Genomic DNA, 15,392 nt, shown 5'->3' with positions numbered 1-15,392 from the left:
CTGATGGACGCGCTCGCGGTTGCGCTTGGCGATCCCGCCGGCATCGGGCCCGAAATCATCGCGCTGGCGTGGGCACAGCGCCGCGAAGCCGGGCTGCCGCCGTTCTTCGCGATCGGCGACAAGCGCTCGCTGCGCGCCGTGTGGGACGGGCCGATTTCCATCGTATCGGGTCCGGACGAAGCAGTGCGCGCGTTCGACGAAGGTCTGCCGCTGATCCAGGTCGACGACCCCGGCGAAATCGTCCCCGGCGAGCCCAACCTCGCCGGCGCGCGCTGCGCGCTCGACAGCCTCGAAATCGCCGTCGGCTTGACGCGCGCCGGCAGCGCGCGCGCCGTGGTCACCGGCCCGGTGTCGAAGGCGCAGCTCTATGCCATCGGCTTCACCCACCCCGGCCAGACCGAATTCATCGCCGAACGCTGCGGCATGGCGGCAGGCAACACCGTGATGATGCTGGCCGGGCCGTCGCTGCGCACCGTGCCGATCACCATCCACACGCCTTTGTCCGAAGTCGCCAGCCAACTCACCACCGAGCTCATCGTGTCGCGCGCGCGCGTCGCCGCTCGCGGGTTGCAGCGTGATTTCGGTATCGCCGCACCGCGCCTCGCCGTCGCAGGGCTCAACCCGCACGCCGGCGAAGGCGGCACGCTGGGGCGCGAGGAAATCGACATTATCGCCCCCGCCATCGAGGCGCTGCGCGCCGAAGACATCGACGCGTTCGGGCCGCTGGCGGCCGACACGATGTTCCATGCGGCAGCCCGCGAGCGCTATGACGCTGCCATCTGCATGTATCACGATCAGGCACTCATCCCGTTGAAAACGCTGCATTTCGATGCCGGCGTCAACGTTACACTGGGGTTGCCGATCATCCGCACCTCGCCCGACCATGGCACCGCATTCGATATCGCCGGCAAGCGGCTGGCGCGCCCCGACGCCATCATCGCGGCAATCCGGATGGCGGGCGAATGCGCCGCACGCCGCATCGCGTGACCGACGCGCTGCTGAGCCTGCCGCCGCTGCGCGAGGTCATCGCGCGCCACGGCCTCGCCGCGAAAAAATCGCTCGGCCAGAACTTCCTGCTCGATGGCAATCTGCTCGACCGTATCGCCCGCGTACCCGGTCCGCTGGCCGGCGCCAGCGTCTATGAAGTCGGCCCCGGCCCCGGCGGGCTGACGCGCGCACTGCTGCGCGCCGGCGCCAATGTCGTGGCGGTCGAACGCGATGACCGCGCATTGCCGGCACTCGCCGAACTCGGCGCCCTGGCACCGGGCCGCTTGCAGGTCGTCGGCGGCGATGCGCTCGACTATGACCCGCGCGGCACCCTGCCCGGCCCGCTGCATATAGTCGCTAACCTGCCCTACAATATCGGCACCGCGCTGCTGGTGCGCTGGCTGACCATCGAACCCTGGCCGCCCTGGTGGGCCAGCCTGACGCTGATGTTCCAGAAGGAAGTCGCGCAGCGCATCGTCGCCGCCGCCGGCTCTGACGCCTATGGCCGGCTGTCGGTGCTGGCGCAGTTCCGCAGCCGCCCGCGCATTGCGTTCGACCTGCCCGCCAAGGCGTTCACGCCGCCGCCCAAGGTCGCCTCCGCCGTCGTCCACATCGTGCCCATGGACCCGGTGCTCGACGTGCCGATGGCACGCATTGAAGCCGTCACCGCCGCCGCGTTCGGCCAGCGCCGCAAGATGCTGCGCGCCAGCCTCAAGACATTGAACGGTGGTATCGAGGCGCTGCAACGCACCGGTATCGACCCCGAACGCCGCGCCGAGACGTTGACGGTGGCGGAGTTCGCGGCGTTGGCGGCGGAGCTTTAAGGGCCTCCGGCGGGCAGGGCCTTAGGCCCTGCACCCATTTGTTGGCGCTCTTCAATCGGGTGCAGGGCCTAGGCCCTGCCCGCCGGAGGCTCTTAGTTCTTCGCGGCCGCCGGCTTCGCCGGCTCAGCACTCGCCGTCACCGGCGCCTTGGCGGCCTTCGCTGCGGCCTCGGTCATTGCCGTCTGCAGCCGCGTTGCGGCAGCGCAGTCGGTCTTGCACAGCGTCTTGATACGCTGGAGATTGACGTTGGCGCGGGCGTTGGCGCCGCGGGCGACGAGCGCGAGGCCCTGGCCTTCCAATGCGGCGATGTCGTTGGGGTCGAGCTGCAGCGCGTCGCCCCAATAGCGCACGGCCTTGCCGGTCAGGCCTTGCGCTTCATAGGCGCGCGCGATGCCGATGTAGGCGTTGGCGTTCGCCGGATCGACCGCAAGCGCGGTTTCGAAGGCATCGATGGCGGCGGTCGGCTGGCCCTTGGCGAGCGCGGCCTGGCCCTTGGCTTCGAAGCTTTGCGACAGGGCCGACACCGGCTTGCCGGAAACCCCGGTGCTGGTCGCCGCACTGGCGCCCATCGCCGACGTCAGCAACACAGCCACGAACAGATTACGAAACATCATCGGGCAAATCCCAAACTATACTGGCGCGAAAGCTATCAGAGCCGCGTCAGTCTTGCGACAAAAAAGCCGTCGCAGCCATGGCGGTGCGGCGTCACGACCGCCGACGTTACCGGCTTCGGATCCGTGGCGATGCGGAATTCCGCCGGCTCCCAACCGTCATTCATGCTGAGGAAGCGCTTGATCTGCGCCTCGCCCTCGTCGGGCAGCAGCGAGCACACGACATAGACCAAGGTGCCGCCGGGCTTGACGCACGCCGCACCGATGTCGAGCAGCCGCCGCTGTTCGGCAATCAGCCGGTCGAGCCGCTGCGGCGTCAGCCGCCAGCGCGCTTCGGGGTTGCGCCGCCACGTCCCCGTCCCCGAGCACGGCGCATCGATCAGCACCAGATCGACACCACCGGTCAGGTCGGCGAGTGCCGCAGCTTCCTTGCCCGGGTTGAGCAGGCGGCGCTCAGCAATCGTCACCCCGGCCCGCGCGACGCGCAGCGCCAGCCGGTCGAGCCGGCCGCGGTCGGTATCGGTCGCAATCAGCCGACCGGTGTTGGCCATGTCGGCGGCGAGCGCCAGTGTCTTGCCGCCCGCCCCCGCGCACAGGTCGAGCACTGTGGTGCCGGGCTGCGCCGCGCACGCCAGCGCGGTGAGCTGGCTGCCTTCGTCCTGGACCTCGATCAGCCCGTCGTTGAACGCCGGATGCGATTCGACCGCCATCGCGCCGCTGGTCCGCAATCCGTCGCGGGCATAGCGGCAGGCGCTGACGCCCTCGATTTCGGCCAGCATCGCGTCGCGTGTCGTACGCAGGATATTGACGCGCAGATCGAGCGGCGCGCGTTCGAGCAGTGCACGTACTTCCTGCGGCGTTGAGCTGCCGAAGCGCGCGCGCAACCGCGACAGCAACCATTCGGGCGCCAGGCTGCTGTCGGCAGCATCCTCGTCCTCGTCGAGCGCGCGCGGCGAATGGCTCGCGTCGGTACCGAATTCGAGCAGCAGATCGGGCGCATGCGCGCTCGCGTAGCCGATCATCGCCGCACGACCCGACCGCGGGCAGGTGCCGATCGAGCGGATGACCTCGTAAATCAGCTCGCGCACCGCACGACGGTCCTTCGACCCGGCATAGCGCCGCGTGCTGAAATAGCGCGCGATCAACGTGTCGGCTGCAGCGCCACCGTCACGTGCGGCAGTGGCAATCTGGTCGAGGCAGTCGATGGCGGCCTGGATGCGGGCGGCTGGGGTCATGGCATTGTCGATTCAGAATAGGGGGAGAAAGTGCCTCCGGCGGGCAGGCCTGAGGCCTGCACCCGACTATTGGCCGGGTGCATCATGGGCCGAGGTGGCGGTATGCGGCGCCGACCCAATAATTGGGTGCAGGCCTCAGGCCTGCCCGCCGGAGGCCCTTTAGTCTTAGCGCGTCGGATAATTCGGCGCCTCGCGGGTGATCGTCACGTCATGGACATGGCTTTCGCTGAGGCCCGCGTTGGTGATCTGGATGAACTGCGCGCGCTTCTGGAAATCGGCGATCGTGGCCGAGCCGGTGTAGCCCATCGCTGCCTTGACGCCGCCGACGAGCTGGTGGAGCACGTCCTTCGCCGGGCCCTTGTACGGCACTTGGCCCTCGATGCCTTCGGGGACGAGCTTGAGCTGGTCCTTGATGTCCTGCTGGAAATAGCGGTCGGCCGAGCCGCGCGCCATCGCGCTGACCGAGCCCATGCCGCGGTAGGATTTGTAGGTCCGGCCCTGATACAGGAAGGTCTCGCCCGGGGCTTCTTCGGTGCCGGCGAGCAGGCTGCCGATCATGACGGCGGCAGCACCCGCGGCGAGGGCCTTGGCGATGTCGCCGCTGGTCCGCAAGCCCCCATCGGCGATGACCGGAATGCCGAGCTTGGCGGCGGCTTCGGCGGTATCCATGATCGCCGTCAGCTGCGGCACGCCGACGCCGGCGACGACACGCGTCGTGCAGATCGACCCCGGGCCGATGCCGACCTTGATACCGTCGGCGCCGGCGCCGATCAGCGCGCGGGCGGCTTCGGCGGTGGCGACGTTACCGGCGATGATCTGCACCGAGTTCGAGATGCGGCGGACGCGCTCGACGGCTTCGGAAACGCGCACCGAATGGCCGTGCGCGGTATCGATGATGATCAGGTCGCAGTCGGCGTCGAGCAGCGCTTCGGTACGTTCATAGCCAAGGTCGCCGACGGTGGTCGCAGCAGCGACGCGCAGGCGGCCGGTACTGTCCTTGGTCGAATTGGGATAGGTGACGGCGCGCTCGAAATCCTTGACGGTGATCAGACCGATGCAGCGATAGTCGTCATCGACAACGATCAGCTTTTCGATTCGGTGCGCGTGCAGCAGGCGGCGCGCTTCTTCCTGGCTGACGCCGGCGCGCACGGTGACGAGGTTATCGTGCGTCATCAACTCGCTGACCGGCTGGTCGGGGTTTTCGGCAAAGCGCACGTCGCGGTTGGTGATGATGCCCACCAGCTTGCCGGCCTGCCCGTTGGCGGCGGCGTCAAGCACCGGAATGCCTGAAATACGGTGATGAGCCATCAGCGCCAGCGCCTCGCCGAGTGTCTGGTTGCTCAGCATCGTCACCGGATTGACGACCATGCCGCTTTCGAAGCGCTTGACCTGACGCACCGCATGCGCCTGTTCGTCGACCGTCAAGTTGCGGTGCAGGACGCCGATGCCGCCGGCCTGTGCCATGACAATCGCCATGTCGGCTTCGGTCACGGTGTCCATCGCCGATGACAGCACCGGAATGTTGAGCTTGATGTCGCGCGTGATGCGCGTCGATGTGTCGGCCTCGCTAGGCAGGATACGCGATTCGGCAGGCACCAGCAGCACGTCGTCGAAGGTCAGGCCAAGCCGGATATCCATGGGTCTTACGTGCCTCCTATGGGCACCTTCGGGAACCGAGTCCTTGGATGCACCGGGATCAAAAACCGAAAGCGGGTCGCGCTCTATACGGAATGCCGCGCCGAAAAGCTACTGGTCAAAAAGCAACGGGCGGCACCATTGCTGGGACCGCCCGCAACTTTAGCAGCTTGTGGCTCAGGCCTTCTTGCTGAGCCAGATCAGCCAATACTGCGCGAGCGTCTTGCGTGCGCCAGGGCCGGCGACGGCCTTGAACGCGGCTTCGGCGCCGGCCTTGTCGCCCGACTTCGCCAGCACCATGCCGAGGCGCAGGTTGGCGGTATCGGCGTCGATGCCGCCCTTGCTCAGCGCCAGCTTGTACATCGCGGCAGCGTCGGCGTACTGGCCGTAACCGTACATCGCGTCGCCGGTCGACAGTGCGAGCTTGCCGTTGGCGGCCTTGGCGGCATCCTTGGCGAGACCCGGCAGGCTGGCCTTGTCGGCAGCGATCTTCGGCGTCACGACGCCCGACAGTTCCTTGACGAACGGCTTGCTGGTCGAAAGCATGCCCTTGGCAACGCCCTCGTCGAGCGCCGTCTTGGCTTCGCCGGGCAGGCCGCGGTTCGAAGCGGTTTCGGCGTATTCAGCATAGTCGCGTTCGCCGTTGAGCGCGCCGACCGTCGCCATCAGGCGCAGCGTATCGAGGCTCGCCTGGTCATCGAGGTTGGCGCCGTCACGGAAGATGGTGAGCGCATCGCGCCAGTTGACCGGGTTCGGATAGGCCGCAACCAGTGCCATCGCGGCCGGCTGGATATCGGCAGTCAGCTTGGCGTCATAGGCAATCGCCAGGCGGCGGCGATAGACCGTCTCCGGCGCCACGGTGCCATTGGCCTTGGCGGTATCGATGACCTTGCCGAGCATCGCCACAGCCTTCACCGGCTGCTTCTGGCGCTGGTAAAGTTCGGCGAGCGCGATCATCGGCTCGGTATCGGCAGGGTTGAGCGCCGCGAGCTTTTCGAAGTCCGACGTCGCGGTCGCATAGTCATTGTGCTGCAGCGCCAGCGCGCCGAGGTTGCGGTAGAACTTCGCCTGGTCTTCGGGCGGCACCAAGCCCGACGACAATGCGCCGCGCAGCGCCTGTTCGAGCAACGTGTTGTCCTTGGTCGCGATCGCGATATTAATCTTGACGGCGTTGATCATGTAGACTTCGTCAGGCGTCAGCGACGGCAGCGCCGCAGCTTCATTGGCCTTGGCGAGCGCACCGGCATTGTCACCGGCAGCCGACAGCTTCTGCGATTCGGCGAGCGCCTGCTGCACCGGCTTCGAAAGCTTGTACTTCGGTGCCGCGGGCTTGTCGGCGGCCTGTGCGGGCGCGGCCACGCCGACAACCACGCCGGTTGTCGCGAGCAGTGCCGAAATCGCCAAAGTCTTGAACGCTTTCGTCGTGAACGTCTTCATCGCATGAAACTCCCCAAAATGCCGCCTGACAGCGGGCGCTGTCTGCGTTTCAACATGTGTTTGCGCTAGCCCCGAGCGGCGTGCAGGTCAATCGGCTATGGCGATTTGATTAGTACCGCGCGGGTGAATGGCGATTGAACCGGCAACCGGCCATATCGCAAAAAAGCAAAAAGGGCCGGACGCTTGTGCGCCCGGCCCTTCATGTTCGATTCGATGTAAGAAGCTTACTTCTTCATCGCGTCGGCAGCGGCCTTGACCTTGTCCGCACCGTCGCTGACGGCACCGGCAGCAGCCGAAGTCGCATCGGCAGCAGCGGTCGTCGAAGCGGCAGCAGCAGCATCAGCAGCGACAGCAGCGTCGGTCGTGGCGACAGCAGCAGCGTCGGTTGCTGCAGCAGCAGCATCGGTCGCAACAGTGGCGTCAGCGGCCGGAGCGGCTGCGGCGTCAGCGGCAGGTGCTTCGGTCGTGGTTGCAGCGGTGTCAGCGGCCTTTTCGCCGCAAGCTGCGAGCAAACCCAGGCTGGCGACTGCCACCAGCGTCATTGCCGTCTTCATGTGTGTTTCTCCTTAGACATTGATGCGTGTGACACGCGAGCGCCCCCATATACATTTCAGACACGGATGCGAAGCGTTTATGCATCATCATTTCGTGCTGTGCAACAGGAGAGAAGATCATGCCACAAGTCACCGCCAGGACGCAAATCGTGCGTGTGCTGATTGCCGCATCTCTGTTGCTTGGCAGCGTCTACCCGCTGATTGAACCGCAACTCGCACCGGTGCCGGGCGTGGTGCTCAAGGGGCTGTGCATCGGGTTGTTGGCGCTGGTGGCGCTGCTGTGGGCGCGCAGCACCGATGGCTGGCTGCTTGCCGGCGTCATGGCGGCGGGGACGGCAGGCGACGTGCTGCTCGGTATGCCCGGCCGCTTCGAAGTTGGCGCGGCGGCATTCGGTGTCGGGCACATCCTCGCGATCACGCTCTATCTGCGCAATCGCCGGCGCCCGCTCGATGCACTGACGCTGGCCATCGTCGCGGCGTTGCTGGTCGCCGGCGTGGCGTTGCCGCGGATGCTCGTCGCCGGCAACACCGGGCTGGCGGTCTATGCGCTGCTGCTCACCGGCATGACCGCCGCAGCATTTGCCAGCCGCTTCGACCGCCGCGTGCCGCTCGGCGCGCTGATGTTCCTCGTCTCCGACGCGCTGATTGCGGTGCGCCTGCAGCACCCGGGGTCAGGTCCGGCGCTCGGCTTGGCCGTCTGGTGGCTCTATTACTTCGGCCAGTTCCTGATCTTCTGGTTTGTCGCCGGGGCTATTCGGTCGGGTCCGGCGCGCTGACGTCACCTGCGTCACCGTCGATCACCGTGCCTTCGATCACCGTGCCTTCGATCACCGTGCCGTCGTCCGCCGCGTCATCTTCCGACTCGTCATCGGTGATCTTCGCGGCCGACACGACATGCTCCTCGTCAGCGACGGTGAACAGTTTCACGCCCTGCGCGCCGCGTCCCATGATGCGGATCTGGTCGCAGCGGATACGGATCAGCTTGCCCTGGTCGGTGACGAGCATCAGCTGGTCGGCATCGGTCGCCGGGAAGCTCGCGACCACTGGCCCGTTGCGTTCCGAATCGGCGATGTTGGCGATGCCCTGCCCGCCGCGGCCCGACTGGCGATATTCATAGGCGCTCGACCGCTTGCCGAAACCGTTGGCGGTGATGGTCAGGATGAACTCCTCGGCGGCGGCAAACTGCGCCTGGCGCGTTTCGGAGAGCACTCGCTCGCCTTCGCCTTCCTTCCACGCAGCGGCCTTGAGATAGTCCTCGCGCTCCTGCGGTGTCGCCTCGAAACGCTTCAGAATCGACATCGAAATAACTTCGTCGCCTTTACCCAGCGTCATGCCGCGGACGCCCGTCGAGGTCCGGCTCTGGAACTCGCGCACGTCATCGACGGCAAAGCGGATCGCCTTGCGGCTGCGCGCCGCGAGGAACACGTCATCGCCTTCCTCGCACAGCGCAACGGCAATCAGCCGGTCGTCGTCGCCTTCCTCGAAGCGGATTGCCAGCTTGCCGTTCGACTGGATGTTGGTGAAGGCATCCATCGAGTTGCGTCGCACCGAGCCATGCGCGGTAGCGAACATGACGTGCAGACGGCCCCATTCGGACTCATCCTCGGGCAGCGGCAATACCGTGGTGATGGTTTCATCATCCGCCAGCGGCAACAGCTGCTTCATGAAGCGGCCCTTGGCCTGCGGACTGCTCAGCGGCAGCTTCCAGACCTTGAGCCGGTAAACCTTGCCGGCGCTCGAGAAGAACAGCACCGGCGTGTGCGTCATCGCCACGAACAAGTTCGTGACGACGTCTTCGTCCTTGGTCGACATGCCCGACCGGCCTTTGCCGCCGCGGTGCTGCGCGCGATATTCGGACAGCGCGACGCGCTTGATGTAGCCCGTCATGGTGACGGTGACGACCATCTCCTCGCGCGCGATCAAGTCTTCGTCGTCGATGTCGTCGCCGGCAACGACGATTTCGGTGCGGCGCTTGGTGGCGAACTGGTCGCTGACGGCCTCCAGCTCAGCGCGCAGCACGGCATACAGCCGCGCGCGGTCGCCGAGAATGTCGAGCAGGTCGGCAATCTGCGCTGCCAGTTCCTTGAGCTCGTCGGAGATTTCCTCGCGGCCCAGCGCGGTCAGCTTCTGCAGGCGCAGGTCGAGTATCGCGCGGACCTGCAGCTCGCTCAGCCGGTAGGTGTCGGCGTAATCGGCGTCACCGATCGCCAGCGTCGCGGTCGCGTCGACCAGCCCGAGATACGGCCGGATTTCGCCCATCGGCCAGTCGCGCGCCATCAGCGCTTCGCGCGCAATGACCGGTGTCGCCGAGGCGCGGATCATCGCCACGACTTCGTCGAGGTTGGCGACGGCAATCATCAGCCCGAGCAGGATGTGGGCGCGCTCGCGGGCCTTGCCGAGCTCGAACTTCGAGCGCCGGGTGATGACTTCTTCGCGGAACTTGATGAACGCCTCGATGACGTCTTTCAGGTTGAGCAATTCGGGGCGGCCGCCACGGATCGCCAGCATGTTGATCGCGAACGATGATTGCGCCGGCGTGTGGCGATAGATCTGGTTGAGCACGACGTCGGACACCGCATCGCGCTTCAGGTCGAGCACCACGCGCACGCCTTCGCGGCTCGATTCGTCGCGGATGTCGCTGACACCTTCGATGCGCTTATCCTTGACGGCTTCCGCCAGCTTTTCGACGAGGCTGTTCTTGCCGAGCTGATACGGAATTTCGGTAAGCACGATCGAGCGCCGGTCGCCGCGGCCCTCCTCGACGATGGCGCGGGCGCGCATGATGATGCTGCCGCGGCCGGTGTGATAGGCGCTGCGCAAGCCTGTGGTGCCGACCAGAATCGCGCCGGTGGGGAAGTCGGGCGCCGGCAAATGCACCATCAACTCGTCGATGGTGATCGCCGGATTGTCGAGATAGGCGCGGCAGGCGTCGATGACTTCGCCAAGATTGTGCGGCGGGATATTGGTCGCCATGCCGACCGCGATACCGCCGGCGCCGTTCACCAGCAGGTTGGGATAGCGCGCCGGCAATACCGAGGGTTCGGATTCGGAACCGTCATAGTTGTCGATGAAATCGACGGTATCCTTGTCGATGTCGTCGAGCAGCTCGTTCGCCGCTTTCGCCAGCCGCGCTTCGGTGTAGCGCATGGCGGCAGCCTTGTCGGGATCCATCGAGCCGAAGTTGCCCTGGCCGTCGATCAGCGGCAGCCGCATCGACCAATCCTGAGCCATGCGGACCAGCGCTTCGTAGATCGAGCTGTCGCCGTGCGGGTGGTATTTACCCATGACTTCGCCGACGATGCGCGCCGATTTGCGGTAGGGCTTACCGGCGACGAAGCCGCTTTCATGCGCGCCCCACAGGATGCGGCGGTGCACCGGCTTCAGCCCGTCGCGGACATCGGGGAGCGCGCGTGCGACAATGACGCTCATCGCATAGTCGAGGAAGCTGACACGCATTTCCTTGACGATCGAGACCGGCTTGATGTCGGGCTCGCCCGGAAGCTGCGATGTCGTTGAATCCATGAGACTATTTAACCTTGACGTTCAGGCAGATATCGAACCTCCGCTTCTAGGGGGTTTGCCCGCAAAACGCCAGTTTTTCCGCGCTTTTGCCGCACAAAACCGGGGCCGGACGGAACCTCGCGGCCAGGATTGCGTTGAAACGGTCATCGACAACGCAACCAGCGAGGAAATTTTATGGGCAAGGGCCTGATCTTGTGGATGCTCGGGGTTCCGGGGATCATCGTCATCGGCTTGCTGGTGTTTCACGTCATCTAGGCCTTAGCGCCAGCGCTTGCCTTAACCGTATTATTTATGCAATACACCTGCCGGCAACAACAGGTGGCAAACGGTTCATGGCGCTTCTTTCGCTCGACAATGTTTCGAAATCCTACGGCCGCAAGGCGGTTCTAAACGGCGTCTCCCTGACCTTCCCGGTAGGTCTGACGCTGCTCGTCGGGCCGAGCGGCGCGGGCAAATCGACGCTGCTGCGGCTGCTCGCCACCGCCGAACGCCCTGACCACGGCGCCATCGCTTGGGACGGCGCCGCACTGCCTGCCGCGCGTGCGACGTTGCGCGCGACGCTCGGCTATGCCCCGCAGGCGGTCGACTTGCCCGAAGACCTGACCGCACGCGAATTCGCACGCCACATGGCGAGCCTCAAGGGCCTCGACCTCGGCACCGCCGATGCACAGTTCCTCGGGCTTGCCGATGCCGTCGGGCTGCACGCCGACGTCAATGGCCGCATCGCCAGCTACTCGGGCGGCATGCGGCGGCGGCTGGTCTTCGTGCAGGCGCTGCTCGGCCAACCGCAACTGCTGGCGCTCGACGAACCGACCGCCGAACTCGACGGCGAAACCGCGCGCAAGCTCGGCGCGCTGATCGTCGACCGCGCCCGCGAGGCGGTGGTCGTCATGACCACACATCTGTCCGACGAGCTGGCGCCGCACGCGGTGCAGGTGCTGCGCGTCGACGGCGGCCAGGTGCTGCCGGCATGAGTGCAACAGCCGTCGCGCAGTCATCGCTGCTCACATCGCTCAAGCGCTATTCGCGCAGCTGGGGGCTGTGGCTGCTGCTGCTCGTCGGCCCGGTTGGCGCGCGGTTCTTTGTCGGGCGCGATGACGGCTCGTCGGTCACCATCGCTGTCGGCAACCACCTGCCGGTGCTCACGTCGGCGATGCTCGGCGTGTCGCTGGGCATCGTCGTCTCGACGCTGCTGCTGCCGGTGGCGTTCCTCTACCTGCGCGCCAACACAACGCGCCGCCAGCCATGGCAGATCGAGGAGGTCAGCCCGGCATCGCGCGTCGCCATCACGCTCGGTCGCTTCGGCGCCGATGTGCTGGTGCTGTTCGGCGTGCTCGCCGCGCTCAACCTCGGCGGCTGGCTGCTCGGCTGGCTGGTCATCACCGTCGAGCCGGTCAGTTTGTGGCAAATCAGCTTCGCGTTGTGGCTCGTCGCCGCGCCCGCAGTCATGGGGCTCGCCGCCATTCGCCAGCTGTTCGACGCAATGCCGTGGACGCGCCGCGCGCTCGGCGACTTTATCTATCTGTGGGTCTGGCTCGCGTCGATCGCCGTGCCCGCCGCCGCGCAGCATATGGCGCCAAGCTTTGCCGCCAACATGTACGATTTCGCCGGCTTTGTCCGGCCTTTGGTCTATGGCGCCCCCGCCGGCAGCGACGACTTTGCCGTCGGCGGTGTCGATGCACTGCCCGGCCGCGTATCGCTCGATGTCATGGCCGGGTTGCTGTCGCCGGGCTACATCCCGTCGCGGCTGGCCTGGGCGGCGATTGCCGTCGCGCTCGCCGCGTTCGCCGGGCTCATCTACCGCCCGCACCGCCCCGCCAAGCGGCGCTGGTACGCGGCGCTCGCCGACCGGGTGACCGCGCAGCCTGCGCCGCCACCCGCCAACCCCAACGCACAGCCCGCCGGCGCTGCCCGCGTCCCATTGCTCGGGCTGCTGCGCGCGGAATTCACCCTCATCGGTGGCGGCCGGCTGCTGTTACTTCTCGCGCTCGGCGCCAGCATCGCCGGGCTGGCTGCCGACTATCGCCATGTCGGCAGCGCCACCGCCAATCTGTGGCTGATCTTCGCGCTCACCGCGCACGCCGGCCGCACCGAGCCCAAGGGCCTACGCGCGCTGACCATGACCACCGCGCTCTCGCCGACACTGCGCCGTGCTGCCTTCGTCACGGCGGGACTGGTCTGGGCGCTGGCGATGGCGCTACCAGGCGCACTGTGGAACGCCGATGCCGCGCGGCTGCCGCTGGCGCTCGCCACCGGTGCTGTCGTCGCGCTGGTCAGCATGGCGCTGTCGGCCGTTTCGGGCAGCGGCTTTGCCGCACGCATGCTGCTGCTCATCGTCTGGTACGGCTATCTGTCGACCTAGACGACCTGCGACCGCCGTGCCAGAAATAGGGCGATTCGACAGGATTGCGCATGGCCAAATTCCCCGACGACATCTTCACCGAGCCCGAGGACGTCGACCCCGACACGCTCGCCAACCTCGGTCCCTTGCTGCCGCTTGCCGGCGTCTGGGAAGGTACGTTCGGCGTCGATCTCGCGCCCAAGGCAGACGGCCCAGAACGCCGCACCTTCATCGAACGCGCAGAGTTCCAGCCCATTGATCCGCAAGCCAATGGCCCGCAGCTGCTCTACGGCCTGCGCTACCACATCCACATCACCACGCTGGAAGAAGACATCACCTTCCACGACCAGATCGGCTATTGGTCGTACGAACCTGCCACCGGCCTGATCCTGCAATCGCTGACCATCCCGCGTGGCCAATCGGTGCTCGCCAAGGGCACCGCCAATCCCGGCGACCGCGTCCTCAAGGTCAGCGCCCAACGCGGCAGCACCGAAAATGGCATCGTCTCGACGGCTTTCCTCGAACACGCGTTCCGCACCGATGCCTACGATCTCGAAATCCTCTTCAACGATGCCGACAGCTACAGCTACGTCAGCGACACCACGCTGATCGTCCGCGGCAACAAAGAACCGTTCCTGCACCGCGACACCAACACGCTGAGGCGCATCGCGCCGCCGAAGCCCAATCCGTTGTTCGAGATTGTTTCGAAGCGGAAAAGGGCCTCCGGCGGGCAGGCCTGAGGCCTGCACCCGATTGTTGGGGCGTGCCCTAGTCCATTGGGTGCAGGGGCAAGCCCCTGCCCGCCGGAGGCTCTGCTGCTTTACGCCGCCGCGCGCAGCGCATACATCGCCCCCATGGAAAACACCGTTCACATCATCGGCGGCGGCCTCGCCGGATCCGAAGCCGCGTGGCAGCTGGCGCGTGCCGGCGTCTCGGTCGTGTTGCACGAAATGCGCGGCGTGCAGGGCACCGACGCGCACCACACCGACGCGCTGGCCGAACTGGTGTGCTCTAACAGTTTCCGGTCGGACGATCCCGAACACAATGCCGTCGGGCTGATCCACGCCGAAATGCGCCGGATGGAGTCGCTGATCATGCGCTGCGCCGACGGTGCGCGCGTGCCGGCGGGGTCGGCGCTCGCCGTTGACCGCGATGCCTTTGCCGATGCCGTCACCGCCGCGATTGCTGCCGAGCCACTCATTGAACTGCGCCGCGAACGCGTCGATGCGCCTGACCCCGACTGGCGCCATGTCATCATCGCCACCGGGCCGTTGACCGCGACGCCGCTCGCCAACTGGATCGCCGCGCGCACCGGGCAGGACGCGCTGGCGTTCTTCGATGCGATTGCGCCGATCGTGCATTTCGACAGCATCGACATGGAAACCGCCTGGTACCAGTCGCGCTGGGACAAGGGCGACACCAAGGACTACATCAACTGCCCGATGGACAAGGCGGAATACGAAGCTTTCATCGATGCGATGCTCGCCGGCGAAAAGACCGTGTTCAAGGAATGGGAGGCCAACACCCCCTATTTCGACGGCTGCATGCCAATCGAGGTCATGGCCGAACGCGGCCGCAACACGCCGCGCTTCGGCCCGATGAAGCCCGTCGGGTTGACCAATCCCGCCACCGGCCGCCGCGCCTGGGCGGTCGTGCAGCTGCGGCAGGACAATGCGCTCGGCACACTGTGGAATATCGTCGGCTTCCAGACCAAGCTGAAGCACGCCGAACAGGTCCGCGTGTTCCGCATGATCCCCGGGCTGCAGAACGCCGAGTTCGCGCGGCTCGGCGGCCTGCACCGCAATACCTTCATCAAATCCCCCGTGCTGCTCGATGAGACGCTGCGCCTCAAGGCCGAGCCGCGCATCCGCTTCGCCGGGCAAATCACCGGCTGCGAAGGCTATGTCGAAAGCGCCGCCGTCGGGCTGTTCGCCGGCCGCGCCGCCGCTGCCGAAGTCGCGGGCCGCACGCTCACCCCGCCGCCGCCGACCACTGCACTCGGCGCGCTGCTCACCCACATCACCGGCGGCGCGCGCGCCGACAGCTTCCAGCCGATGAACGTCAATTTCGGGCTGTTCCCGCCGATCGACGGCGTCGGCACCGGCCGCAAGGCCAAGGGCGACCGCAAAGCCGGCCTCGCCGCGCGCGCGGTGACTGACCTCGGGAACTGGCTCGGCGCATAGAGCCTCCGGCGGGCAGGGGCTAGCCCCTGCACCCTAAAATCACATGGGTGCAGGGGCTAGCCC

Annotated in this window: 13 protein-coding genes; 7 read left to right on the top strand and 6 right to left on the bottom strand. The window is 66.5% G+C overall.

Translation table 11 applies throughout. The features are described from left to right. Positions 1-3: 3 nt before the first annotated feature. Positions 4-987 (top strand): 4-hydroxythreonine-4-phosphate dehydrogenase PdxA, encoded by a 984-nt coding sequence (gene pdxA / locus EUV02_RS11330; RefSeq protein ID WP_135246321.1) that lies wholly within the window; start codon positions 4-6, stop codon positions 985-987. Continuing rightward, a complete protein-coding gene (rsmA, locus tag EUV02_RS11325) occupies positions 963-1,811 on the top strand; it encodes a 16S rRNA (adenine(1518)-N(6)/adenine(1519)-N(6))-dimethyltransferase RsmA (protein WP_207790161.1) in 849 nt (282 codons plus the stop codon). The genes pdxA and rsmA overlap by 25 nt, the downstream gene beginning before the upstream one ends. A gap of 92 nt (positions 1,812-1,903) precedes the next feature. Here the strand turns inward: rsmA and EUV02_RS11320 are convergent, their stop codons facing one another. The 5 genes from EUV02_RS11320 to EUV02_RS11300 form a co-directional block, all read right to left on the bottom strand. After that, a complete protein-coding gene (locus EUV02_RS11320) occupies positions 1,904-2,425 on the bottom strand; it encodes a tetratricopeptide repeat protein (protein WP_135246320.1) in 522 nt (173 codons plus the stop codon). 35 nt (positions 2,426-2,460) lie between these two features. Further along, a complete protein-coding gene (locus EUV02_RS11315) occupies positions 2,461-3,657 on the bottom strand; it encodes an RsmB/NOP family class I SAM-dependent RNA methyltransferase (RefSeq protein ID WP_135246319.1) in 1,197 nt (398 codons plus the stop codon). A gap of 165 nt (positions 3,658-3,822) precedes the next feature. Then, the gene (gene guaB / locus EUV02_RS11310; protein WP_135246318.1) at positions 3,823-5,295 is read right to left on the bottom strand and encodes an IMP dehydrogenase; all 1,473 of its coding nucleotides are present in this window, start codon (positions 5,293-5,295) and stop codon (positions 3,823-3,825) included. A 174-nt stretch (positions 5,296-5,469) separates the two neighbouring features. Further along, positions 5,470-6,729 carry a tetratricopeptide repeat protein gene (locus EUV02_RS11305; RefSeq protein WP_135246317.1) on the bottom strand — a complete coding sequence of 420 codons (1,260 nt, stop codon included), beginning with the start codon at positions 6,727-6,729 and terminating at the stop codon, positions 5,470-5,472. A 224-nt stretch (positions 6,730-6,953) separates the two neighbouring features. Further along, positions 6,954-7,283 (bottom strand): hypothetical protein, encoded by a 330-nt coding sequence (locus EUV02_RS11300; RefSeq protein ID WP_135246316.1) that lies wholly within the window; start codon positions 7,281-7,283, stop codon positions 6,954-6,956. Between the two features lie 119 nt (positions 7,284-7,402). Here EUV02_RS11300 and EUV02_RS11295 point away from each other — a divergent pair, with 119 nt between their 5' ends. Next, positions 7,403-8,059, top strand: a complete 657-nt coding sequence (locus tag EUV02_RS11295; RefSeq protein ID WP_135246315.1) for a lysoplasmalogenase family protein — start codon at positions 7,403-7,405, stop codon at positions 8,057-8,059. On the opposite strand, the gene gyrA is transcribed toward EUV02_RS11295, so the two are convergent. Continuing rightward, positions 8,034-10,805: a DNA gyrase subunit A gene (gyrA, locus tag EUV02_RS11290; protein WP_135246314.1), complete on the bottom strand. Its 2,772-nt coding sequence runs from the start codon at positions 10,803-10,805 to the stop codon at positions 8,034-8,036. The genes EUV02_RS11295 and gyrA overlap by 26 nt on opposite strands. A gap of 332 nt (positions 10,806-11,137) precedes the next feature. Here gyrA and EUV02_RS11285 point away from each other — a divergent pair, with 332 nt between their 5' ends. The 4 genes from EUV02_RS11285 (at position 11,138) to trmFO (ending at position 15,329) form a co-directional block, all read left to right on the top strand. Next, positions 11,138-11,779 carry an ATP-binding cassette domain-containing protein gene (locus EUV02_RS11285; RefSeq protein WP_135246313.1) on the top strand — a complete coding sequence of 214 codons (642 nt, stop codon included), beginning with the start codon at positions 11,138-11,140 and terminating at the stop codon, positions 11,777-11,779. Next, entirely contained in the window at positions 11,776-13,167 is a 1,392-nt protein-coding gene (locus tag EUV02_RS11280) for a hypothetical protein (RefSeq protein WP_135246312.1), read from the top strand. The genes EUV02_RS11285 and EUV02_RS11280 overlap by 4 nt, the downstream gene beginning before the upstream one ends. Positions 13,168-13,217: 50 nt before the next feature. Next, positions 13,218-13,886: an FABP family protein gene (locus EUV02_RS11275; protein ID WP_135246311.1), complete on the top strand. Its 669-nt coding sequence runs from the start codon at positions 13,218-13,220 to the stop codon at positions 13,884-13,886. A gap of 114 nt (positions 13,887-14,000) precedes the next feature. Further along, the gene (gene trmFO / locus EUV02_RS11270) at positions 14,001-15,329 is read left to right on the top strand and encodes a methylenetetrahydrofolate--tRNA-(uracil(54)-C(5))-methyltransferase (FADH(2)-oxidizing) TrmFO (protein ID WP_135246310.1); all 1,329 of its coding nucleotides are present in this window, start codon (positions 14,001-14,003) and stop codon (positions 15,327-15,329) included. The last annotated feature ends 63 nt before the right edge of the window (positions 15,330-15,392 follow it).

This window comes from Glacieibacterium arshaanense (genome assembly GCF_004681125.1).
Classification (GTDB): domain Bacteria; phylum Pseudomonadota; class Alphaproteobacteria; order Sphingomonadales; family Sphingomonadaceae; genus Polymorphobacter_A; species Polymorphobacter_A arshaanense.
This window is presented reverse-complemented; position numbering and strand designations above follow the sequence as displayed.